The 24045-nt window shown below is 75.9% G+C and carries 10 protein-coding genes; 7 read left to right on the forward strand and 3 right to left on the reverse strand.

Going from position 1 to position 24045, the window contains the following annotated elements; all coding sequences use genetic code 11:
• Positions 1-479 precede the first annotated feature (479 nt).
• The 6 genes from IM725_RS14290 (at position 480) to IM725_RS14315 (ending at position 17157) form a co-directional block, all read left to right on the forward strand.
• Positions 480-1547: a glycoside hydrolase family 5 protein gene (locus IM725_RS14290; protein WP_193781310.1), complete on the forward strand. Its 1068-nt coding sequence runs from the start codon at positions 480-482 to the stop codon at positions 1545-1547.
• Positions 1548-1641: 94 nt separating this feature from the next.
• Complete coding sequence (locus tag IM725_RS14295; protein ID WP_193781311.1) at positions 1642-1866, forward strand: hypothetical protein; 225 nt, start codon at positions 1642-1644, stop codon at positions 1864-1866.
• Positions 1859-2587 (forward strand): 4'-phosphopantetheinyl transferase family protein, encoded by a 729-nt coding sequence (locus IM725_RS14300; RefSeq protein WP_193781312.1) that lies wholly within the window; start codon positions 1859-1861, stop codon positions 2585-2587. The genes IM725_RS14295 and IM725_RS14300 overlap by 8 nt, the downstream gene beginning before the upstream one ends.
• A gap of 76 nt (positions 2588-2663) precedes the next feature.
• The gene (locus tag IM725_RS14305; RefSeq protein WP_193781313.1) at positions 2664-7352 is read left to right on the forward strand and encodes a MupA/Atu3671 family FMN-dependent luciferase-like monooxygenase; all 4689 of its coding nucleotides are present in this window, start codon (positions 2664-2666) and stop codon (positions 7350-7352) included.
• Entirely contained in the window at positions 7349-13645 is a 6297-nt protein-coding gene (locus IM725_RS14310) for a type I polyketide synthase (RefSeq protein WP_193781314.1), read from the forward strand. Before IM725_RS14305 ends, IM725_RS14310 begins: the two co-directional genes overlap by 4 nt.
• Before the next feature lie 215 nt (positions 13646-13860).
• On the forward strand, positions 13861-17157 hold the full coding sequence (locus tag IM725_RS14315) for an acetyl-CoA carboxylase family protein (protein ID WP_407692528.1): 3297 nt from the start codon (positions 13861-13863) through the stop codon (positions 17155-17157).
• Positions 17158-17179: 22 nt separating this feature from the next.
• Here IM725_RS14315 and IM725_RS14320 read toward each other — a convergent pair whose 3' ends face one another.
• The 3 genes from IM725_RS14320 to IM725_RS14330 all read right to left on the reverse strand — a co-directional run bounded on the left by IM725_RS14320 (position 17180) and on the right by IM725_RS14330 (position 22042).
• Complete coding sequence (locus IM725_RS14320; protein WP_193781316.1) at positions 17180-21388, reverse strand: PAS domain S-box protein; 4209 nt, start codon at positions 21386-21388, stop codon at positions 17180-17182.
• A gap of 125 nt (positions 21389-21513) precedes the next feature.
• Entirely contained in the window at positions 21514-21792 is a 279-nt protein-coding gene (locus IM725_RS14325) for a hypothetical protein (RefSeq protein WP_193781317.1), read from the reverse strand.
• 58 nt (positions 21793-21850) lie between these two features.
• The gene (locus tag IM725_RS14330) at positions 21851-22042 is read right to left on the reverse strand and encodes a hypothetical protein (RefSeq protein WP_193781318.1); all 192 of its coding nucleotides are present in this window, start codon (positions 22040-22042) and stop codon (positions 21851-21853) included.
• Between the two features lie 265 nt (positions 22043-22307).
• On the opposite strand from IM725_RS14330, the gene atzF reads away from it, so the two are divergent.
• Entirely contained in the window at positions 22308-24020 is a 1713-nt protein-coding gene (gene atzF / locus IM725_RS14335) for an allophanate hydrolase (protein WP_193781319.1), read from the forward strand.
• The last annotated feature ends 25 nt before the right edge of the window (positions 24021-24045 follow it).

The following is a 24045-nucleotide window of genomic DNA, read 5'->3' on the forward strand; positions in this document are numbered from 1 at the left end:
CTTCTTGGGGCGCAGGTAATGCGCGTAACCGGCGCCTGCAGCTGCAACACCCGCGCTGGCGGCGGCGGCCTTGGTGAAATCTCGTCTTTGCATGGTACTGCTCACATCCCGAAAGAAAGCGGAAGAGTCATGGCTCGACCGTGGCCCGGATGCTAGTAGGACGGCACCTACGCAGCCCTTAGGTATCGTCTGACGTTCCGTAAGCAATTGACGCCGCTCTTACACCTCGTCATCGAACGAGATGCCACGCGAACGGTCGCGCCGCAATGGCTGAGCCAGCGGGAGAAACGATGTTCGGGAGGGCCTGGGATCACCGCTGGGCAGCGGCCGGCGCGATGCACAAGTTACGGGTGCTGCCGCCGTGTTCGGCCGCTTACATGTGGCGCGGGAAATTGTCACGGTGCGCTCCCGTAGGACGCCGCCGCGACCTGCCTCGCGCAGCGCCGCGATGGGCCAGCAGCCCACCACAATCCCGCCCGATGAACCGAGCGATCCATTCTCTCACGGCTGTGCTGGCGCTCGCGGGCACGCTGGCCTGCGCCGCCCCGCCGCCCCACGTCACCCAGGTGCCCATCGCCTGCACGCAGGTCTCGCGCGAGACCTGCGCCATCGCCGGGCGCCTGGGCCGCGGCATCAACCTGGGCAACATGCTGGACGCGCCGCGCGAGGGCGACTGGGGCGTCAAGCTGGAGCCCGCCTACATCGACCTCGCGGCGGACAACTTCAACACCGTGCGCCTGCCCGTGCGCTGGAGCAACCACGCCGCGCCCACGGCCGACGCCACGCTGGACCCCAAGTTCGCGGCCCGGGTGGACCAGGCCGTGGATGCGCTGCTGGCGCGCGGCGCCTACGTCATCCTCGACGTGCACCACTACACGCAGATCTCGGGCGACCCGCCGCACCCGCACGAGCAGACGGTGGACCCCGCCGTGGTCGACCAGCGCCTCATCAACCTGTGGAAGCAGATCGCCACGCGCTACCGCGACCGGCCGCCGCGGCTCATCTTCGAGCTGCTCAACGAGCCGCACGGGCGCCTGGACGGCGAGCCCTGGAACCGGCTGGCCGCGCAGGCCCTGGCCGCCGTGCGCGAGAGCAACCCCACGCGCACCGTGATGATCGGCCCGGGCGGCTGGAACTCGGTGGACGAGCTGCCCCGGCTGCGCCTGCCGGCCGACCGCAACCTCATCGTCTCCATCCACAACTACGACCCCTTCGACTTCACCCACCAGGGCATCGACTACCTCGCCAAGCCCTTCCCCGTGGGCACGCGCTGCTGCGATGCCGGACAGCGGCGCAAGGTGGAGGACGCCCTGGACAAGGCGCAGCGCTGGAGCCAGGCGCACGGCGTGCCCCTGCACCTGGGCGAATTCGGCGCTTTCGAGAAGGCCGACATCGACTCGCGCGCGGCCTACACCCGGCTGGTGCGCGACGAAGCCGAGAAGCGCGGCATCGGCTGGACCTACTGGGAACTGGCCTCGACCTTCGGCGTGTGGTCTCCCGCCAACGGCCAATGGGTGGAACCCCTGAGACGCGCCCTGCTGGACTGAGGCGCCTTCCGATGCGCGTGTAGGACGGGGGCGGAATCTCGTCCTTGGCACCCAGGAAGAGCTGCGCTTGGGCGCACATTGTGGCTCTGCCAACATGAACACCCTGTCCACCGATGCCGCGTTCGCGGATGACTACGAGCAGTGCGTCGCGCACGAGCGTGAAGCCTGGGACCGCATGCAGGGCCTGCCCTCGGGCACGCCGGCCCGCGCACAGGCCTTCGAGGCCTGGAGCCACGCGATCTCGCGCACGAACCAGGCCTGGCGCCGTGCGCATGCCCAGCGCATGCCGGCGCCCCGGCGCGACGCCCGCCATGCCTGAGCAGGTCGAGGTCTGGTCGGCGGCGGCCACGCTGCCCCCCGGGCTGGACGCCACGGCCCTGGCGGCCCTGCTCGCCGAGGACGAACGCGCGCGCCTGGCGGGCTTCCGCTTCGACGCCGACGCGACGGCCTACCTGCTGGCCCACGCGCTGCGCCGGCTGGTGCTGGCCCGGCGGCTGGGCTGCACGCCCGCCGAGCTGGTGTTTCGCACCGGCCCGCGCGGCGCCGTAGCGCTGGACCACCCGCAGGCGCAGGGGCTGCAGGCCAGCCTCAGCCGCAGCCGGGCCGGCGTCGCGGTGGCGCTGGCCGACGCCGCCGTCGGCGTGGACCTGGAGGCGGTGGAGGCCAGCCGCGCCGACTTCGAACTGCTGGCGCCCTGGCTGCGCTGGGAGGCCGGCCCGCCCACGCGCGGGCCGGCCGAATTCTTCCGCCACTGGACCGCGCTGGAGGCCTTCTGGAAGGCCATGGGCGTGGGCCTGGCGCAGGACAACCCCCCGCTGCGCTGCGAGACGGCCGGCGAGGACATCCTGCTGCGCTTCGCGACCGGCGAGGACGCGCTGGCCGGGCGGGCCCGCCAGCTGGACGCCGGGCCGGGCGCGGCACTGGCCGTGGCCACGCGCGGCGCGGCGCCACCGCGCGTGGTCCACCACCGCATCGCCGATGCACGCGGCTGGCAACGCCTGCAGCGGGCCCCCGCGGGCGCCGCCGACCTGCCGCCCTGAGCGGGTGCGGGGCACTGCGCCACACCCCATCCTTGACACGCGACGAAGCGAGAACACGAGAGAGGCACCGAGGGAGATGAACAGTACGAGTGCTGTGCTGGTGGGCGACGGAACCTTGCTGGTCCGTTGCGCCCGCGCCTGGCTGGACCGCGGCCACACCATCGCCGCCGTGATGAGCGGCAGCCCGGACGTGAAGGACTGGGCGCTGTCCCAGGGCATCCCGTGGCTGGCGCCGGACGCGCCGCCCCAGGCCGTGCCCGAGTGCGATGTGCTGCTGAGCATCGCCAACCTGCGCGTGCTCCCGGCGGCGGTGCTGGCCCGCGCGCGCCGCATCGCGCTCAACTTCCACGACGGCCCGCTGCCGCGCTACGCCGGGCTGCATGCCACCGCCTGGGCCCTGCTGGCCGGCGAGCGTGAGCACGGCATCACCTGGCACGAGATGACCCTGCGCGTGGATGGCGGCCGCATCGCGCGCCAGCTGCGCTTCGCGGTGGGGCCCGAGGACAGCTCCCTGACGCTGAACGCCCGCTGCTACGAGGCCGGCGTGCAGGCCTTCGAGGGCATCGCCGACGCCTTCGCCGGCGGCGGCCTGGACCTGGTGCCGCAGCCTGCCGGCGAACGCCAGTGGTTCGGCCGCGACCGCCGCCCGCCCCTGCTGGGCACCCTGGACCCGGCGCGTGGCGCCGACGAGCTCGCGCGCACCGTGCGCGCCCTGGACTTCGGCCATGCGTTCAACCCGCTGGGCCTGGCGCGGCTGTGGACCGGCCAGGGGCTGCTGGCGGTGGGCGGTGCACGGGTGGCGCCGCTGCCCCGGCCCTGCGTACCGGGCACCGTGCTGGAGCGCGGCGAACACGGCCTCACGCTGGCCACGGGCGACGGCGCCCTGGTGCTGCAGGGGCTGCGCTGGCTGCGCGAGCCCGCCGACTGGGGCTCCGGCTACGCCAGCGGGGCCGCCGCGGCGGCCGCCACAGGCAACGCGGCCGGCACGGGCGGCAACGGCGCCGGCCCGGCCGCTGCGGTCCAGCACCTGCCCGCCCCGGGCCAGGTGCTGCCCGCCATCACGCCGGCGCTCGCCGCGGCGCTGCAGGCCCTGGCGGGGCGCGCCGCCGCCGCCGAGCGGCTCGCGCGGCCGGCCCTGGAATGCCAGCCGCCGGAGCTGCCCTGGCCGGCCCGCCTGCCCGACACGGCGCTGCCCGGCGGTGCCGCCTGGCGCTTTCCCCTGCGCACGCGGCTCGCGCCGGCGCAGGCCCTGGCCGCCTTCGGCGCCTGGCTGTGCGCGGTGTGCGCCGCGCCGCGCCTGGCGATCGCCTGGCAGGACGAGGCCGTGGACGCGGCGCGCGCCGGCCTCGCGCCCTGGACCCTGCCCTGGCTGGCCCTGTGCTTCGAGGCCGCGCCCGAGGCCGCCTGCGACGCGCTGCGCCAGCAGGCCCAGGCCCTGCTCGCCCAGGGACAGGCCACGGGCCCCGCGCCCTCGGACCTGCTGCTGCGCCTGGGCGATGCGGCCCGCGTGCCCCGCGTGGGCCTGGGACGCTGGCCGCAGCAGGAGACGCGCGACTTCCTGCTGCACCTGGCGCCCGGCACCGACGGCCACTGGGAATTCGTCGCCCAGGCCGGCACCTGGAGCGCCGAGGTGGCGCGCAGCCTGGCCGCGCAGTTCGACGCCTTCGCCGCGGCCTTCCTGGCCCACGGGGGCGCGCTGCGCGAGGTGCCGCTCTCGCCGCCGGGCGAGGCTGCGGCCCTGGACCGCGGCGAAGGCAGCGGCCGCCCGCTGAACCTCTCGCGCGGGCCGCACCAGCTCATCGCCGAACGGGCGGCCCGCACCCCGCAGGCCCTCGCGCTGCGCGCGCCCGACCGCGACCTCAGCCACGCCGCGCTGCAGGCCGAGGCGGCCGCCCTGGCCCGCGCCCTGCGCGCACGCGGCGTGCAGCCCGGCGACGTGGTCGGCCTGTGCCTGCCCCGCAGCGCCAGCCTGGTGGCCGCGATGCTGGGCATCTGGCAGGCCGGTGCCGCCTACCTGCCGCTGGACCCCGAGTACCCGCAGTCGCGCCTGGCCTACATGCTGGAGGATTCGCAGGCCCGGCTGGTGGTCTGCGAAGCCGCCCAGGCCCTGACGCTGGGCCTGGCGCGCGAGCGCTGGATCGCGCCGCGCGACGCGGCCCCGGTGGACGGCGGGACGGCGGCCGAACCCTCCGGCGATGCCGCGCAGGCCGCCGCCCTGCCCTTCGACGCCGCCCGCCCGGCCTACCTCATCTACACCTCCGGCTCCACCGGCCAGCCCAAGGGCGTGGTGGTGAGCCAGCGCAACCTGCTCAACTTCTTCACCGGCATGGACGAGCGCGTGCCGCACGACCCGCCGGGCCGCTGGCTGGCCGTCACCAGCCTGTCCTTCGACATCTCGCTGCTGGAGCTGGCCTGGACGCTGGCGCGCGGCTTCTGCGTGGTGCTGCACGCGCCCACGGTGCGCGAGGAGCGGCCGGCGCCGGCCTTCAGCCTGTTCTACTTCGCCAGCGACCACGAGAGCCGCGCCGCCGACCGCTACCGCCTGCTGATGGAAGGCGCGAAGTTCGCCGACGCGAACGGCTTCGAGGCGGTGTGGACACCCGAGCGCCACTTCCATGCCTTCGGCGGGCTGTACCCGAACCCGGCCGTCGCCGCCGCCGCGATCGCCGCCTGCACCACGCGTGTGCAGATCCGCGCCGGCAGCTGCGTGCTGCCGCTGCACCATCCGCTGCGCATCGCCGAGGAATGGTCGCTGGTGGACAACCTCTCCAACGGCCGCGTGGGCGTGTCCTTCGCCTCGGGCTGGCAGCCTCGCGACTTCGTGCTCGCGCCCCAGGCCTTCGCGCAGCGCCACCAGGCGCTGGCCGAGGGCGTGGACACCGTGCGGCGCCTGTGGCGCGGCGAGCGCCTGCCCTTCCCGGGCCCCCAGGGCGACACGATCGAGGTGCAGACCCTGCCGCGGCCCGTGCAGGCCGAACTGCCGGTGTGGCTCACCGCCGCCGGCAACCCGGCCACCTTCGAGCAGGCCGGCACGCTGGGCTGCAACCTGCTCACCCACCTGCTCGGGCAGTCGCTGGACGATGTCGCGGGCAAGATCGAACGCTACCAGGCCGCCTGGCGCCGCGCCGGCCACCCGGGGCGCGGGCGCGTCACGCTCATGCTGCACAGCTTCGTCGGCGAGGACGACGCGCAGGTGCGCGAGACGGTGCGCGGCCCCATGAAGGCCTACCTGCGCAGCTCGGTCGAGCTGATCCGGCAGGCGGCCTGGACCTTCCCGGCCTTCATCGAACGCGCGCAGGCCAGTGGCCGCAGCCCGCTGGAGGTGCTGGAGTCGGCGCCCCCCACCGAGGCCGAGATGGACGCGCTGCTGGACCACGCCTTCGAGCGCTACTACGGCAGCAGCGCGCTGTTCGGAACGCCGCAGCGCTGCCTGGCCCTGGTCGACCGGGTGCGCGAGGCCGGCGTGGACGAGATCGCCTGCCTGATCGACTTCGGCATCGCCACCGACACGGTGCTGACGCAGCTGCCCCGCCTCGCCTCGCTGATGGCGCTGGCGCGCGCGCACCGGCCGGCGCTGCGCCGCGTGTCGGTCGCGCAGCAGGTGCAGGAGCACGGCATCACCCACCTGCAGTGCACGCCCTCCATGGCCACGGTGCTGGCCTCGGACGCGCAGGGCCGCAGCGCGCTGGCGCAGCTGCAGGTGCTGCTGGTCGGCGGCGAGGCCCTGCCCCCGCCGCTGGCCGAGCGCCTGTGCGCGAGCGTGCCGGGCGAGGTGCTGAACATGTACGGCCCGACCGAAACCACGGTCTGGTCCACCACCGCCCGCGTGCGGGCCGGCCAGGCCTTCGTGCCGCTGGGCACGCCCATCGCCAACACCCGGCTGCACGTGCGCAATGCCTGGGGGCTGGACTGCCCCGCGCTGGCGGCGGGCGAGCTGTGGATCGGGGGTGAGGGCGTGACGCCGGGCTACCTGCGGCGGCCCGAGCTCGACGCCCAGCGCTTCGTGCGCGACGCCGCGGGCGAACGCTGCTACCGCACCGGCGACCTGGTGCGCTGGCACCCGGACGGCCGGCTCGAATTCCTGGGCCGCAACGACCACCAGGTGAAGCTGCGCGGCCACCGCATCGAGCTCGGCGAGGTGGAGGCCGCGCTGCTGCGCCAGGCCGGCGTGCGCCAGGCGGTGGTGCAGGCCCGCGCCGAAGCCGGCAGCACCGAGGCCACGCAGCTGGTGGCCTGGGTCGGCCTGCAGCCCGGCGCCACCGCCGACGGCCGCGCGCTGCGCGAGGCCCTGGCGCGCGAGCTGCCGGCGCCGCTGGTGCCCGACACCGTGCTGACCCTGGCCGCGCTGCCGCTCACCCCCAACGGCAAGATCGACCGCGCGGCCCTGCCGCCACCGCATGCGGCCCTGCCGCGCGCGGCGCCCACGCTGCCCGCCAGCGACACCGAGCGCGCCGTGGCCGCGGTGTGGCAGGAGGTGCTGGGCCTTGCCCAGGTGCCGCTGGACGCCAACTTCTTCGACCTGGGCGGCCACTCCCTGCGGGTGGTGCAGGTGCAGCGCCGCCTGCGCGAGCAGCTGGGCGTGGACGTGCCGGTGACCGAGATGTTCCGCCTCACCACGGTCCGGGCGCTGGCCGCGCACCTGGCCGCGCATGCCGGGGGCGCCGCGCCCGCCGTCGCCACCGCCGTGGACGACGGCCTGCAGCGGGCCCAGGCGCGCCGCGCCCTGCGCCAGCGCGGCGCCGCCAACGGGAGCCGCGCCGCATGAGCAGCAGCCCTTCGCACGAGATCCCGCAGGGCGGCGGCGCCATCGCCGTCGTCGGCATGGCCGGCCGCTTCCCGGGGGCGCGCAACCTGCGCGAGCTGTGGTCGCTGCTGGCCCAGGGCCGCGAGGCCACGCGCTGGCTCACGCCCGGGGAGCTGCGCGCCGCCGGCGTGCCCGAGGCCCTGGCGGCCGACCCGCACTACGTGCCGGCCTCGCTGGCGCTGCCCGACATGCCGATGTTCGACGCCGGCTTCTTCGGCTTCAGCCGCCGCGACGCGGAGATCATGGACCCGCAGCACCGCCACTTCCTGGAGGTGGCCTGGGAGGCGCTGGAGGACGCGGGCCACGTGCCCGAGCGCTTCGAGGGCGCGGTCGGCGTCTTCGCCGGCTGCGGCATGCAGGCCTACCTGGCCTACAACCTGCTCAGCAACCCGGCGCTGGTGCAGTCGGTGGGCCTGTTCTCGCTGCGCCACACCGGCAACGACAAGGATTTCCTCTGCTCGCGCCTGTCCTACCTGCTGGACCTGCGCGGCCCCAGCGTGTCGGTGCAGACCGCCTGCTCCACCTCGCTGGTGGCGGTGCACATGGCATCGCAGAGCCTGCTGGCCGGCGAATGCGACATGGCGCTGGCGGGCGGGGTCAGCATCGAGCTGCCGCACGGCCAGGGCTACCGCTACGCCGAGGGCGAGATCCTGTCGCCGGACGGCCACTGCCGCGCCTTCGACGCCGACGCCGCCGGCACGCTGTTCGGCAGCGGCGCGGCCGTGGTGGTGCTGCGCCGGCTGGAGGACGCGCTGGCCGACGGCGACAACATCCAGGCCGTGATCCTGGGCTCGGCCGTCAACAACGACGGCGCCGGCAAGGCCGGCTACTTCGCGCCCAGCGTGGACGGCCAGGCGCGCGCCGCCGCCGAGGCCCTGGCCGTGGCCGGGGTGGAGCCGGCCAGCGTGGGCTACATCGAGGCCCACGGCACCGGCACGCCGGTGGGCGACCCGATCGAGGTCGCGGCGCTGGCGCAGGCCTACGGCGGCGCCGCCGCGGGCAGCGTGGGCCTGGGCTCGCTCAAGACCAACATCGGCCACCTGGACACCGCCGCCGGCGCGGCCGGCCTCATCAAGGCCGTACTGGCGCTGCGCCACGGCCTGCTGCCGGCCACGCTGAACTTCCGCGCGCCCAACCCGCGCATGCAGATCGCCCAGACGCCCTTCCACGTGCTGGACCGCGCCCGCGCCTGGCCCGCCGGGGAGGCGCCCCGCCGCGCGGCGGTCAACTCCCTGGGCGTGGGCGGCACCAACGCCCACGTGGTGCTGCAGGAGGCCCCCCGGCGCGCGGCCGCGGTGGCGGCCGCCGGCGGCTGGGAGGTGTTCAACTTCTCGGCCCGCAGCCCGGCCGCGCTGCAGGCGCTGCGCCAGCGCTGGATGGACTTCCTGGAGTCGCCGCCGGCCGATTTCAACCCCGCCGACGCCGCCCACACGCTGCAGGTGGGCCGGCGCGGCTTCGTCGCGCGCTTCAGTGTGGTCGCGCGCGATGCCGCCGGCCTGCGCGAGGCCTTGCGCACCCTGCCCGCCAGCGCGTTGCGCGAGGCGCCCGCGCAGCCGCCGCGCGTCGCCTTCCTCTTCCCCGGCGGCGGCGCGCAGTACCCGGGCGCGGGCCGCGAACTGCTGGCGCATGCGGCCTTCCGCGAGGCGGTGGAGGCATGCTTCGCCGCGCTGCCCGCGGACGCCCCGGCGGACCTGCGCGCGCTGATGTTCGGCGAGCCCGGCCCGGACGCCGCAGCGCAGCTGGCGCGGCCCTCGCGCGCGCTGCCCGCGCTCTTCATCCTGGAGCTCGCGCTGGCGCGGCTGTGGGCCGCCTGGGGCGTGCGCCCGGCGCTGGTCCTGGGCCACAGCGCGGGCGAGTACGCGGCCGCCTGCATCGCCGAGGCCCTGCCACTGGCGGATGCGCTGGCCATCGTGGTCCTGCGCGGCCGACTGTTCGAGGCCTGCGAAGCCGGCGGCATGCTCTCGGTGGACTTGTCGGAGGCCCAGCTGCGCCCGCTGTGCGAGCCCCTGGGCCTGGACATCGCGGCCGTGAACGCGCCCGACCTGTGCATCGCCTCGGGCGCGCGCCAGGCGCTGGACGCGCTGGCCGCGCAGCTCGCCGCGCAGGGCGTGGGCGCGCGGCCGCTGCACATCGCCGTGGCCGCCCACTCGCGCCTGCTGGACCCGCAGCTGGAGCGCTTCCGCGCCGGGCTGCCCGCCCTGGCGGCGGCCCCCGCCGCCGCGGATGCGCCGCGCTTCATTTCCGCCCTGACCGGCGAGGCCGAGCGCGAGGCCCTGGGCGACCCCGGCTACTGGGTGCGGCACCTGCGCGAGCCGGTGCGCTTCGACCGCGCGCTGGCCGCGCTGGCGGCGCAGGGCCCGCTGGCCGTGGTCGAGGTCGGGCCGGGCCAGGGGCTGGGCGCGCTGGCGCGGCAGAACGGCCTGGGCGCCGTCTCGCTGGTGCTGGCCTCCACCGCGCGCGTGCAGCCCTCGCGCGGCGTGGGCACCGATGGCACCCGCAGCCCCGCGGGCCCGCAGGCGCCGCGCGCCGCCGAGCCCGCGGGCGACCTCGCCACCTTGCTGGCGGCCGCCGGCGCGCTCTGGACGGCCGGCCTCACGCCCGACTGGGCGGCGATGCGCGGCCATGCACCGCGCAGCCGCTGCTCGCTGCCGACCTACGCCTTCGAGCACCAGCGCTTCTGGATCGAGCCGGGCGCGGGCCTGCAGGCCGCGGCGCAGCCGGCAGCCACCGTTTCTGCGGCACTGGCGCTGCCCACCTCGACGGGTTCCGCGGCCCGGCTGCAGGATGCCACGCCGGCGCTGCAGCGCCTGCCCCTGGGCGAGCGCTGGTTCCAGCGCCTGGCCTGGGCGCCCGCGCAGGGCGGCGCCACCGCCCCGCTGTCCACCGGCCCGGCCGCACAGGCCACCACGGGCCATCGCCGATGGCTGATCGTGGGCGAGCGCGACGCGCTGGCCGAAGCCGTGCTGCGCGAGGTGCTGCACCAGGGCGGCAGCGCCAGCGTGGCCACCAGCCCGCAGGACGCGGTGCGCGCGCTGGCCTCGGCCCCGCCGCAGGTGCTGCTGCACCTGTGGCCGGCGCAGAAGCCCGCTGACCGCGCGCTCGGCTTCGAGGCCCTGGTGCGGCTGGCGCAGGCCTGGCAGCAGGCTGAGGCCGACACCCCGCTGCGCCTGCTCAGCGTGAGCGCGGGCGCGCAGGGCGTGGAGGGCCCGGCCACGCAGCCGCTGGCGGCGCTGGCGCTGGGCCCGGTGAAGGCCCTGCGGCGCGAGATGCCGGCGGTGCGCGCCAGCCTGCTGGACCTCGCGCCGGGCACGGCCCCGGCCCAGGCCGCGCTGGAGATCGTGCAGGAGGCGGACACGGCGGACGACGAGCTGGCGGCCCGCCGCGCCGGCACGCGCTGGCTGCCGCGGCTGGTCCCGGCCGAGGCCGGCCACAGCCCGCTGCTGCGCAACGGCGGCCACTACCTCATCACCGGCGGCCTGGGCGGGCTGGCGCTCACGCTGGCGGGCTGGCTGGCGTCACGCCACCGCGCCCGCATCACCCTGCTGGCGCGCGACACGCGCACCGCCGACCCGGCCCGCCTGGAGGCGATACGCGCGGCCGGCGGCGAGCTGCTGCTGCTGCAGGCCGACGTCAGCGATCGGGCCGCGCTGGGCGGCGCGATCGATCGCAGCCGCGCCCGGTTCGGCGCACCGGACGGCGTGTTCCACGCGGCCGGCGTGCTGGACGACGCGCCCCTGGCCGCCAAGGACGTGGCGCGCATGCGCCGCGTGCTGGCGCCCAAGGTGGACGGCGCGCTGCACCTGCACGCGCTGCTGCCGCCCGGCAGCCTGTCGCTGTTCGCGGTGTTCTCCTCCACCAGCGTGTGGCTGGGCCCGGCCGGGCAGGCCGACTACATCGCCGCCAATGCCTTCCTGGACGCGCTGGCCGGCGCCCGCCCCGATGGGCTGGTGCTGCGTTGGGGCGCCTGGTCCGGCATCGGCATGGCCCAGCGCGCGCTCTCGGGCGGCACCGCGCTGGAGGGGCCGTCGCTGCATCCGCTGCTGGGGCGCCGGGTCGCGGGCGAGCCGCTGGCCTTCGAGGCCCGCCTGGACGACAGCCTGTGGGTGCTGGACGAGCACCGCATCGCCGGCCAGGCGGTGCTGCCCGGCCTGGCCTACGTGGAGCTCGCGCGGGCCGCGCTGGCGCTGCTCGCGCCCGGCCACGGGCTGGACCTGCAGGGCCTGGCGCTGGAGTCGCCCCTGGTGCTGGCCCCCGGCGCGTCGCGCACGCTGCGCACCGAGCTGTCGCCGCAGGGCGCCGGCTGGGCGCTGCGCGTGCGCAGCCGCGCGTCGGCGCAGGAGCCCTGGCAGGACCATGCGCGGGCCCAGCTGGCCGCGCTCGAGGCGGGCGCCGTGCTGCCGCCCCCGGTGGCCGCCGCCCTGGGGCCCGAGGGCGAGGCGCCGCGGCCCCAGGCCGGGGTCGCGTTCGGGGCGCGCTGGATGAACCTGGACCGGCTGGCCAGCGGCGCGCGCGAGGTGCGCGCCCGGCTGGCCCTGGCACCCGCGCTGCAGGCCGACCTGCAGGCCTTCCCGGCCCACCCTGCCCTGCTGGACATGGCCGCGACCTGCGGCCTGCACCTGCTGGCGCGCGAAGCCGGCACCGTGCTGGCGCCCGTGGCGGTGGAGCGGGTACGCCTGGCCGCCCCGCTGGCGGCACGGCTCACCAGCCACGCCCGCCTGCGCGAGGGCTCCAACGCGCGGCTGGCGCGCTTCGACGTCACGGTGTGCGACGAGGCCGGCCGCACGCTGGCCGTGCTGGAGGGCCTGTCCCTGCACGCCGTGGCGCTGGAGGCGCTGTCCCGGCTGGCGCCGGCGCGGCCGGTGACGGCGGCGCAGGCGCTGCGCGACGCCGGGCTGCGCGAAAGCGAGGCGCCGCAGCTCTTCGAGCGCGTCTTCGACGGCGGCTCGCGCGACTGCGTGGTGTCCTCGCTGGACCTGGACGCCCTGCGCGCCGCGCTCGCGCCGCCGGTGCGCGCGGCCGCCGCGGCGGCCCCCGCGCCGGGCCGCGATCCCGTCGAGGCCCTGCTGGCCGACGCCTGGTGCGAACTGCTGGGCCTGGACGCGGTGCAGCCCGCCGACGACTTCTTCGCCCTGGGCGGCCATTCGCTGGCCGCGGTGCGGCTCTTCGCCCGCATCCGCAAGCAGCTGGGCGTGGACCTGCCGCTGGCCACCCTGTTCGAGGCGCCCACGCTGGGCGCCCTGGCGGCCCTGGTGCGCCAGCACGCGCCCGGCCTGGCCCCCGCGCCCCAGCCCACGCTGGCGCCCTCGCCGCAGGGCCCGGCAGCGGTGGCGCCCGTGCAGGGCGGCCCGGGGGCGCCCGCGCCCATCGTGGTGCCGCTGCGTCCCTGGTCGCCGCTGGTGGAGATCTGCCGGGGCAGCGCCGGGGCGCAGCCGCTGTTCTGCATCCACGGTGCGGGCGGCAACGTGCTCAACTTCCGCCAGATCTCCGACCGGCTCGGCCCGGGCCTGCCCTTCTACGGGCTGCAGGCCCAGGGCGTGGACGGCGTGCTTGCGCCGCTGGAATCCATCGAGGCCATGGCCGCGCAGTACGTGGAGGCGATACGCCGCGTGCAGCCCGCCGGGCCCTACCGGCTGGCCGGCTACTCGGCAGGCGGCGTGATCGCGCTGGAGATGGCGCAGCGCCTGCGCGAGCGGGGCGAGGCGGTCTCGCTGCTGGCGATGATCGACACGCTGGCGCCCACGGCGGCGCGGCGGCGCGCGCCGGCCTGGCGCAAGCTCTGGCTGATGCGGCACTGGTCACTGCGCTTCGCGCTGGACTGGCCGGCACGGCGGCGCGCCGGCCGGCTGGCGGACGCGCAGTACGCGCAGGCGCTGGAGAGGCTCGCGCGCGGCGAGAAGCTGCCGCCGGAACTGCTGGAGTTCCACCTGTTCCGCAACTTCGTGGCGGCGCAGTCGCGCTACACGCCCGAGCGCTACGCGGGCGACGTGGTGCTGTTCCGCGCCAGCCAGGCCGACACCCAGTACCTGGGCGCCGGCGACGCGCTGGGCTGGGAGGCCCACGTGCAGGGCACGCTGCGGGTGTACCGGGTGCCGGGCTCGCACTTCACCATGATGTCCGAGCCGGGCGTGAGCGTGCTGGTGGAGCGGCTGCGCGAGGTGCTGGGGCTGCCGACGCCGCCGGCCGCGGCGGGGGATCCGCCGGCGCGCCGCGGCTGGGTGTCCGCGCTCGCGGCACGGGCGCGCGGCCGGGCCTGAAGCGGGCGGGGGATTTCGCACCCGGGCGACGTCCAAGCGCGGCGTGCGCCCGGGGCGTGGGCCCGCGGCGGGCGACGCTGCCCGCCGCGGGCCATGCAGTGCGAACGCAACGGCGGCCACCCCCGGCCCGTGCTGTCGCCCGCGCAACGCCCGGCGGGCTGCCGCCCGCACACCCGGCGCTATAGTCGCCCGACACCCCAAGGATGCCCGCTCCCATGACTGCCTTCCGCCGTGTGCTGGTCGCCAACCGCGGCGAGATCGCCCTGCGCCTGGTGCGCGCCCTGGCCGACCTGGACCTGGAGAGCGTGGCCGTGTACGCCGAGGACGATGCGGCCCTGCCGCATGTGCGCAGCGCGACCACGGCGGTGCCGCTGGGCGCGAGCGGCCCGGGCGCCTACCTGGACGCCGCGCGCATCCTGGCCATCGCCCGTGCGCAGGGCTGCGATGCGCTGCACCCGGGCTACGGCTTCCTCAGCGAGCGCGCCGACTTCGCCGAGGCCTGCGCGCAGGCGGGCATCGCCTTCATCGGCCCCACGCCCGCGCAGCTCGCGCTCTTCGGCGACAAGGGCGCAGCCCGGGCCCTGGCGGCGCGCTGCGGCGTGCCCCTGATGCCCGGGCTGGACCGTGCCGTCACGCTGGCCGAGGCGCAGGCCTTCCTGGCCGCGCAGGAGGGTGCCGGGGTGATGGTCAAGGCCCTGGGCGGCGGCGGCGGGCGCGGCATGCGCGCGGTGCGCTCCGCCGCCGAGCTGCCCGAGGCCTTCGCGCGCTGCAGCTCGGAGGCGCGCGCCGCCTTCGGCAGCGAAGGCGTGTACGTGGAGCGCCTGATGCCCAACGCGCGCCATGTCGAGGTGCAGGTGATCGGCGACGGCCAGGCCGTGCTGGCCCTGGGCGAGCGCGAGTGCACGCTGCAGCGCCGCTTCCAGAAGCTGGTCGAGATCGCGCCCAGCCCGGCCTTGCCCGGGGCGCTGCGCGAGCGCCTGGTGCAGGCCGCGCTGGCCATGGCCCGCGCCGTCGACTACACCAGCCTGGGCACCTTCGAGTTCCTGGTCGACCTCGGCGCCACCGCGTTGCCCTTTGTCTTCATCGAGGCCAACCCGCGGCTGCAGGTGGAGCACACGGTGACCGAGGCGGTGACCGGGCTGGACCTGGTGCAACTGCAGCTGGCGGTGGCCCAGGGCCAGACCCTGGCCGGGCTGGGGCTCGCCGCGCACGCGCTGCCGGCGCCGCGCGGCTTCGCCATCCAGTGGCGGGTGAACGCCGAGACCCTGGACGCGCAGGGCCACGCCCGCCCCGCGCAGGGCCGCCTGGATCGCTTCGACCTGCCGGCCGGCCCCGGCATCCGCATCGACACGCACGGCGTCGCGGGCGCCCAGCCCTCGCCGCATTACGACACCCTGCTCGCCAAGCTGGTGGTGCACGCGGCCACGCCCGATTTCGGCGAGGTGCTGCGCCGCTCGCGCCGCGCCCTGGCCGAACTGCGCATCACCGGCCTGCCCACCAACCTGGGGCTGCTGCGCGCGATCGCGGCGCGCCCGGAATTCGAATCCCAGCAGCTGGACACGGGCTTCATCGAGGCCCACCTGCCCGCGCTGCTGGCACAGGCCGCGCAGCATGCGGACGACGGCCTGCACCCGGCCCTGGCCGCTGCCGGCCGGCTCACCGACGCGGACGCGGGCGAACCCGCGCTGCCGCCGGGCCTGGAAGCCGTGCGCGCCCCCATGCCCGCGCGCCTGGTGCAGTGGGAGGTGCAGCCCGGCCAGGCCGTGGCCGCCGGCGCGCCGCTGGCCGTGGTCGAGGCCATGAAGATGGAGCACGTGCTGCACGCGCCGCAGGCCGGCCATGTGCGTGCCCTGCACGGGCAGGCCGGCGACATGCTGCCCGAGGGCCGGCTGCTGGTGCTGCTGGCGCCGGGCGAGGTGGCGGCGGACGCGCGCCAGGACGCGGCCGCGGCCGACCCCGACGCCCTGCGCGAGGACCTGCGCCGCGTGCTCGAGCGCCATGCGCTCACGCAGGACGCCGCCCGGCCGCAGGCCGTGGCCCGGCGGCACGCGCAGGGCGGGCGCACCGCGCGCGAGAACATCGCCGCGCTGTGCGACGCGAGCAGCTTCATCGAGTACGGCGCGCTGGCGGTCGCGGCGCAGGCGCGCCGCCGCAGCATGGACGACCTGATCGCCAACACGCCGGCGGACGGGCTGGTCGCCGGCATGGGCACGGTCAACGCCGAAGACTTCGGGCCCGAGGCCGCGCGCACCGTGGTCATGGCCTACGACTACACCGTGCTCGCCGGCACCCAGGGCTGGCGCAACCACCACAAGAAGGACCGCATGCTGGCGCTGGCCCACAAGCTCAAGCGGCCGGTGGTGCTGTTCGCCGAGGGCGGCGGCGGGCGGCCCGGCGACGTGGACATGCCCATCGTCGCCGGCCTGAACAACCACACCTTCAGCCAGTTCGCCGCGCTCTCGGGCCAGGTGCCCGTGGTGGGCGTGGTGCATGGCCGATGCTTCGCCGGCAACGCCGCGCTGCTGGGCTGCGCCGACGTGATCATCGCGACCCGGGCGAGCAACATCGGCATGGGCGGCCCGGCCATGGTGGAAGGCGGCGGCCTGGGCCGTTTCAGGCCCGAGGAGATCGGGCCCAGCCACGTCCAATGGGGCAACGGCGTGATCGACCTGCTGGTCGAGGACGAGGCCGAGGCCGTCGCCGCGGCACGCCAGTACCTGGGCTACTTCCAGGGCCGGCGTGCCCGCTGGGACGCCGGCGACCCGCGCCTGCTGCGCCAGGCGGTGCCTGAGAACCGGCTGCGCGCCTACGAGGTCCGCGAGGTGATGCGCGGCCTGGTGGACACCGGCTCGCTGCTGGAGCTGCGCGCGGGCTTCGGCGCCGGCATGGTCACCGCCCTCGCCCGCATCGAAGGGCGGCCGGTCGGCCTGATTGCCAACAACCCCAGGCACCTGGGCGGCGCGATCGACGCCGAGGCGGCCGACAAGGCCGCCCGCTTCATGCAGCTGTGCGACGCGCACGGCCTGCCCCTGGTCTCGCTGTGCGACACGCCCGGCTTCATGGTCGGGCCGGAGATCGAGGCCCAGGCGCAGGTGCGGCACGTGAGCCGCATGTTCGTCGTCGCCTCGCACCTCTCGGTGCCCTTCTTCGCGGTGGTGCTGCGCAAGGGCTACGGCCTGGGCGCGCAGGCGATGACGGCGGGCGGCTTCGATGCCCCGGTGTTCACCGTCGCCTGGCCGACCGGCGAGTTCGGCGCCATGGGCCTGGAAGGCGCGGTCAAGCTGGGCTTCCGCAAGGAGCTGGAGGCCGCCGCGCCGGGGGATGCGCGCGACGCGCTCTACCGCGAGCTGGTGGCGCGGCAGTACGAGGCCGGCCAGGCGATGAACATGGCGGCCACCCTGGAGATCGACGCCGTGATCGACCCGGCCGAGACCCGCGCCTGGCTGGTGCGCGGCCTGGACGCCGCGGCGCCCGCGGTGCGCGCCTCGCACCGCTTCGTGGACACCTGGTAGCGCCGCGGCCCGGCCGCCGGGCTCAGCCCGCCCCGGGCGTGCCGCGCGGCGTGGGCAGCAGCAGGGCCACCTGTTCCAGGGCCTGGGCGATGGCCTGCAGGGGCGCGTCCAGGCGGGTGGCGGCGGCCGCGCCGTCCTGCTGCAGCGCCTGCTCGATCTCGCGCGCGGCGTCCACCACCTGCGCCACGGCCACCATGCCGGCGGCGTTGCGCAGGCCGTGCGCGACGCGGATCGCGCCACGCGCATCCCCGCGCGCCACCAGCGCCCCCAGCTTCTGCGCATCCTGGCCGTGCAGCTCCAGCAGGTCGGCGCAGGCCTGGCGGAAACGGGCCGCCTGGCCCTGCCAGGCCTGCAGGCGGGCTGCGTCCACGCCGGGCACGCCGGCCATGCGGTCCAGGAACTCCGCGTCGTCGCGGGCGGGGCCGGGCAGCGGCGGCGCGGGCGGCGCCGTGGGCTCGCGGTCGCGCGGCAGGCGCGGCGCGTCCAGCCAGTGCAGCACCTGGGCATAGAGCAGCTCGGGCCGTGCCGGCTTGCCGATGAAGTCGTCCATGCCGGCCTCCAGGCAGGCGCGCTGCTCCTCGGCGTAGGCGCTCAGCGCCACGATGGGCACGCGGTCCCAGCCCGGCATGGCGCGCAGGCGCCGCGCCACCTCCAGGCCGTCCATCTGCGCGAGGCCGATGGCCAGCAGGGCCAGATCGAACCCGCCGTCGCGGGCCCGGTTCAGGCCCTCGGCGCCGTCGCGGGCGACGCTCACGCGCAGGCCCGCCTGCTCCAGCAGCGCCACCGTGACCTCGGCGTTGGCCGCGTCGTCCTCGACCAGCAGCACGCGCGCGCCGGGGTGGCGCTCGCGCAGCAGGGCATCGGCATGGCCGGCCCCATCACTGCGCACGTCGCCCTGCTCGGCCAGGCCGCGCCCCAGCCAGGCGGTGAACCAGAAGGCGCTGCCCAGGCCGGGCATGCTGCGCACGCCGACGTCCCCGCCCATCATGCGGGCCAGCCGGCGGTTGATGGCCAGGCCCAGGCCGGTGCCCTTCACGTGCTCGTGCGGCCCGGCCTGCGCCTCTTCCATGGCCATGAAGAGCCGGGGCAGGCGCTCGGCCGGGATGCCCACGCCGGTGTCCTTCACCTCGAAGCGCAGCAGCAGCGCGTCCGCGCGCTCCTGCTCCACCGTGACGCGCACGCCCACCGAACCGGACGGCGTGTACTTGATCGCGTTGCCCATGTAGTTGAAGAGCGCCTGGCGCAGGCGGGCGCGGTCGCCGCGCAGCCACAGCGGGGCCGCGCGGCCGTCCAGCTCGACCAGCAGCTGGCGGGCGCGGGCCTGCGGCTCCAGCAGCGCGGCGACTTCCTCCAGCAGGCCGGGCAGCCGGAAGTTCACCTGCGCCAGCTCGACCCGGCCGGACTCCATGCGGGAGAGGTCCAGCACGTCGTCGAACAGGGTCATGAGGTGCTGGCTGGCGTTGTCGACCTGGTCCAGCCAGGCCAGCTGCGACAGGTCGGCGCCGCGGCCGCGCAGCAGGTGCACCGCGCCGACGATGACGTGCATGGGGGCGCGGATCTCGCGGCTCAGGTTGCCGATGAATTCGCTCTTCGCCGCGCTGGCGGCGTCGGCCGCGCGACGCGCACCGGCCAGCTCCTCGGTGCGGCTGGCCACCAGCTGCTCCAGCTGCTGGCGGTGCCGCTCCAGTTCCAGGGCCACGCGCCGCCGCTCGGTCACGTCCTCGGACACCGCCACGTAGTGCGAGACGCGGCCGTCCGTCTGGCGCAGGGGCACGATCATCTGCGAGGCGATGTACTCGCGGCCGTCCTTGCGGCGGTTGACGATCTCGCCCTCCCAGGCCTGGCCCTCCAGCAGCGCCTTCCACATGCCCTGGTAGGTGGCGGACGAGGTGCGGCCGGACTGCAGCATGCGGGGGTTGCGGCCGATCAGCTCCTCGCGGCCGTAGCCGGTGAAGCGCAGGTAGGCCCGGTTCACGTATTCGATCTCGCCGTCGCGGTCGGTGATGACGATGCCGGTGGGGCTCTGCTCCACCGCCAGCGAGAGCTTGCGAAGTTCGGCCTCGGCCACCTGGCGCGCGGCCTCGCGTTCGTAGAGGCCGAGGGCGAAGCTGATGTCGGCCGCCATCTGCTCGAACAGGCGCTGCATCTCGGCGTCGAAGATGCCCAGCTCGCCGGAATAGAGGGTGAGCCCGCCCACCACCTCGCCGTTGCGCATCAAGGGCAGCGAGCCCGAGGCGCCCCAGCCGAAGCGCGCGCCGCGCTCGTGCCAGGCCTCGGTGCGCGGGTCGTGCTGGAAGTCCTGGCACCAGATGGAACGGTTCTCGCGCACGGCCGTGCCCGTGGGGCCGCGGCCCTCGGGACGGGTCGCGTCGACCGAGACCGTGAGGCCCGCCAGGTAGTCGGCCCCGTCGCCGTGCCAGGCCACCGGGTGCACCAGGCCGTCGTCCGGGTCCACCATGCCGACCCAGGCCAGCTTCATGCGGGCCAGCTGCACGATGTCGCGGCAGACCTGGTCGAAGAGCTGCGTGCTGTTGGTGCAGCGGACGATGGCCGCGTTGCACTGGCTGAGCGCGGCATAGGCGGCGCCCAGGCGGGCGATGGCGCGCTCCGAATGCTTGCGGTCGGTGATGTCGCGGGCGGTGGTGATCAGGCAGTCGTCGCCGGCTAGCTGGCCGCGCTGCGTGGAGATCAGCACCGTGATGACGCGGCCGTCCTTCACGCGCAGCTCCGTCTCCACGTTCAGCACCATGCCATCGCGCAGCACGCGCTCGCGGATCTGGCGTTGCGCCTGCGGGTCCACGAACAGCTGCAGGTCGGTGGTGCTGCGGTCCAGCACTTCCGCGGGGGCCCAGCCCGTCATCCAGCGGAAGCCGGGGTTGACCTCGGTGACGTGGCCATCGGACAGGCGCGAGATCAGCACCGCGTCCGGACTGGTGGCGAAGGCGGCGCGGTAGCGCGCCTCGCTGTCGCGCAGGGCCGCGTCGCGGTCGGCCAGCCGGGCCAGCATGCGGTTGAAGACCTCGAACAGCTGGCCCATCTCGTCGCGCCGGCGGATCGGCAGCGGCTGCGGGTCCACGCCGCCCAGCATGTCCAGCGAGAGCCGGCGCGAGGCGTCCAGCATGGGCCGCAGCTCGCGCCGCATCACCCACCAGGTGGCCAGGCCGATCAGCAGGGCCAGCACCGCCGCGGTGCTGCCCAGGCGCAGCGCCGCGGTGCGCACCGGGGCGAAGATCTCCGCCGTGGGCAGGTAGGTCAGGGCGATCCAGCCGGTGCTGGGAATGCGCGCTGCCGCGGCCAGCACAGGCCGGCGGTCCTGCTCGAACACCACGGGCTCGAAACGGCCCTGCAGGATGCCGTCCAGGGCCGGCAGCTGCCCGGGGGGCGCCAGCGGCGCCATCACCTGGGCCGGGTTGCTGGCGGCGATGACGCGGCGGCTGCCCGGGTCCACCACGTAGTGCTGGCCGCTGCGCGAGTTGCCGTCGCGCTCGTCCAGCAGGCCGGGCTGGCGCAGGTCCACGTCGCCCACCAGCACGCCCACGCGGTGCCCCCGCGGGCCCTGCACCGGGGCGGTGAAATGCATCAGGGGCAGCTCGCCGCCGTCCAGCTGGAGGCTGACCCCGGCCTTGCCTTCGGACAGCGCCAGGCGCACGTGGCCCTGGTCCGCCAGCGCCGTGGTGGGATGGGCGGCGGCGGTGGAGGCCACCAGGGCGCCGTTCGCATCGACCAGCAGCAGGCCGCCGCTGAACAGGGTCTGCAGCGCCGGCCGCGCGTCCAGGAAGGCCTGCGCCGCCGCCGGGCGCTCCAGCAGTTCGGCCGGCAGGCCGGCGGCCTCCAGGCGCACGGCGCTCAGGCGGTCGCGGATCTCGTCGTCGAATTCCTGCGCCAGCACGCGGGCGGAATCGGCCTGGCGCATCAGCAGCTCCGCCTCCAGGCCCCGGTGCATGAGGCGGTCGGCGTACCAGGCCATGGAGCCCACGCAGGCCAGCACGACCACGAACACGGCCAGCGGCATGCGGGCCTTGAGCGAACGCAGGCCGTGCACCGCCCGCAAGGCCGGTGGCGCGGAGGCGGCGGGGGTAAGGCGGGGATAGGCCGGCGCGGCGGACGGCCCGGCGGTGTCCAGGGGGGCGCTCGCGCCGGCCGCCGGGCCCGCGGTCGCGGACGGGTCGGTCGCACCGGCCATCGGCACGGGGCCGGCGTCTTCGAGCTGTTGTACGGCCGGCGAGGTCACCGGCTGACGCTACCGTAGCCGCCCTGCCCCGTCAATCCATGGATGGGCAGGCGCACGCGCGCCGGCCGGGCACTGTCGCGTCGCGCCGACTGCGGGCCCGGGCCGGGGCGGCCGGGCGCCGCGGCCTACTTCTTCTTGGCGCCGCCGGCGAGCATCTGCTGGTACTCGGCGGCCAGCTTGTCCATGAAGTCCATGGCCGCCTTGTACTGCTGGGCCTGGAAGTCCAGCAGCTTGTCGTACTGGTCGGCCGCGGCCGCGAAGGGCGCGCCGGCGCCGCGCATGGCGTCCAGCATGCTCTTCTGCGACTTCATCACCAGCGCCCAGGACTCGTGCGCCTGCACGGCGGCGGCGCGGGACTGGTCCCAGAGGGTCTTGGCGATCTGGGTCTGCGAGGCGTCGATCATGGTGTCTCCTTCCCGTCAACGGGCACGGCTTTCCTTATCCCCCAGCCTGGGCTGGCCGTCAACTGCCGCGGGTGACCCAGGCCACCACACCGAGCAGGAAGGCGGCGACGGCGATCGCGTAGAGGATGGCCGAGACCAGCGAGAAGGGCCGGCTGTCGTGGCTGTAGCGGCCGAACACCATGCCGCCCAGCGCCGCGGCCAGCGCGGCGATGAAGGGCCAGATGTCGACGGGACCTAGGCCGGTGGGCATGGGCACTCCTGGAAGTCTTGCATGGGCCCATGCTGCGGCGCCCCGCGCGCGCCGGCTGTCGGACGGCACCGCTGCTGCTGGACGGCCGTGTCGGCGCCCGGCCCGGCGCTGCGCCCGCCGCCAGCCCATCCGTGCCCGGGCCCTGCGGCCGGGGCGCCCCCGCCGCGCACCGGCGCGCCCCGCCCTGGGGCGGCGGGATGCCGGCAACGCCCGCAGGGCACCAACTTGGATCCCAGCCGGGATACCGGGCGGAATCCGGGCTGGCATGGAGCTTGCGGCAGAGCCTGCAAAAGGAAGCCTGCCCTTGCCCATCGCCACCCCGCCCGCCGCCTGGATCACCCGCCTGGACACGCCGCTCGCCGGCGCCGCCACCGGCCCGCTGGCCGGCCTGCGCTTCGCCGCCAAGGACAACATCGATGTCGCCGGCGTCCCCACCACGGCCGGCTGCCCGGCCTTCGCCCGCACGCCCGCGCACAGCGCCACCGTCATCGCCCGCCTGCTGGGTGCCGGGGCTTCGCTGCTGGGCAAGACCAACCTGGACCAGTTCGCCTGCGGCCTCAACGGCACGCGCTCGCCCTACGGGCCGGTGCCCAACGCGATCGACCCGCGCTACGTCAGCGGCGGCTCCAGCTCGGGCTCGGCCGTGGTGGTCGCCACCGGCGAGGCCGATTTCTCCCTGGGCACCGACACTGCCGGCTCCGGCCGGGTGCCGGCGGGGCTGAACAACATCGTGGGGCTCAAGCCCTCGCGCGGCCTGATCAGCGCGGCGGGCGTGCTGCCGGCGGCGCAGGCCGTGGACTGCGTGTCCATCTTCGCGCGCAGCGTGGGCCTTGCGGCGCAGGTGCTGCAGCAGGCCCTGGGCTTCGACCCGGCAGACCCCTTCTCGCGCCGGCTCGCGCTGGCGTCGCGGCCCTTCCCCGCCGCCTTCCGCTTCGGCGTGCCCAGTCCGCTGCAGTTCTTCGGCGACACGCTGGCGCAAGCCGCCTTCGCCGACGCCGTGCGCCGCCTGCAGGACCTGGGCGGCACCCCGGTCGAGATCGACTATGCGCCGCTGGCCGAGGCCGCAAGCCTGCTCTACGGCAGCGCGCTGGTGGCCGAGCGGCACGCGGCCATCCGCGATTTCTTCGACACGCACGAATCCGAGGTCATCGAGCCGGTGCGCAGCATCATCGCCGCCGGGCGCCAGTATTCGGCGTCGGACTTCGTGCAGGCCCAGCTGCGGCTGCGGGAACTGGCCCAGCGCGTGCAGCCGATGTGGGAGCGCATGGACCTGCTGCTGGTGCCCACCGCGCCCACGCACTACACCATCGCCGCGATGCAGGCCGACCCCGTCGCGCTGAACCGCAACCTGGGCGAATACACCAACTTCGTCAACCTGCTGGACTACGCGGCCCTGTCCGTGCCCAGCAGCCTGCGCCCCGACGGGCTGCCCTTCGGCATCACGCTCATCGGCCCCTGCGGCAGCGACTGGCAGCTGGCCGAACTGGGCCAGCGCTACCACCACGCCAGCGGCCTGGCGCAGGGCGCGACCGGCGAGCCGCTGCCCGCGCCGGTGGCCATCCCCGGCCTCGCGCCCGAGCCCGTGGTGCAGGTCGCGGTCGTGGGCGCGCACCTCTCGGGCATGCCGCTGAACGGCCAGCTCACCGAGCGCGGCGCCCGCCTGCTGCGCAGCGACCGGACCGCGCCCGACTACCGCTTCTTCGCCCTGCCCGGCAGCACGCCGCCCAAGCCCGGCCTGGTCCGCGTGGCGCCCGGCACCGGCCACCGCATCGCGCTGGAAATCTGGGAGATGCCGCTCGCGCACTACGGCAGCTTCGTCGCGCTGGTGCCGCCGCCGCTGGGCATGGGCACGCTCACCCTGGACGACGGCCGCACGGTGCAGGGCTTCCTGTGCGAGGCCATCGCCACCGAGGGCGCCCAGGACATCTCCCCGCTGGGGGGATGGCGCGCCTACCTGCAGTCGCTCCACAAGGGCTGACGCATTCCCCTCCCCTGTTCCACCC

The organism is Ramlibacter aquaticus (assembly GCF_015159745.1).
Lineage (GTDB): Bacteria > Pseudomonadota > Gammaproteobacteria > Burkholderiales > Burkholderiaceae_C > Ramlibacter > Ramlibacter aquaticus.

Coding starts and splice junctions, on each gene's coding strand:
- IM725_RS14290 (WP_193781310.1), top strand. CDS start 480: ATGAACCGAGCGATCCATTCTCTCACGGCTGTGCTGGCGCTCGCGGGC.
- IM725_RS14315 (WP_407692528.1), top strand. CDS start 13,861: ATGACTGCCTTCCGCCGTGTGCTGGTCGCCAACCGCGGCGAGATCGCC.
- IM725_RS14330 (WP_193781318.1), bottom strand. CDS start 22,042: ATGCCCACCGGCCTAGGTCCCGTCGACATCTGGCCCTTCATCGCCGCG.
- IM725_RS14295 (WP_193781311.1), top strand. CDS start 1,642: ATGAACACCCTGTCCACCGATGCCGCGTTCGCGGATGACTACGAGCAG.
- IM725_RS14300 (WP_193781312.1), top strand. CDS start 1,859: ATGCCTGAGCAGGTCGAGGTCTGGTCGGCGGCGGCCACGCTGCCCCCC.
- IM725_RS14325 (WP_193781317.1), bottom strand. CDS start 21,792: ATGATCGACGCCTCGCAGACCCAGATCGCCAAGACCCTCTGGGACCAG.
- atzF (WP_193781319.1), top strand. CDS start 22,308: ATGGAGCTTGCGGCAGAGCCTGCAAAAGGAAGCCTGCCCTTGCCCATC.
- IM725_RS14310 (WP_193781314.1), top strand. CDS start 7,349: ATGAGCAGCAGCCCTTCGCACGAGATCCCGCAGGGCGGCGGCGCCATC.
- IM725_RS14305 (WP_193781313.1), top strand. CDS start 2,664: ATGAACAGTACGAGTGCTGTGCTGGTGGGCGACGGAACCTTGCTGGTC.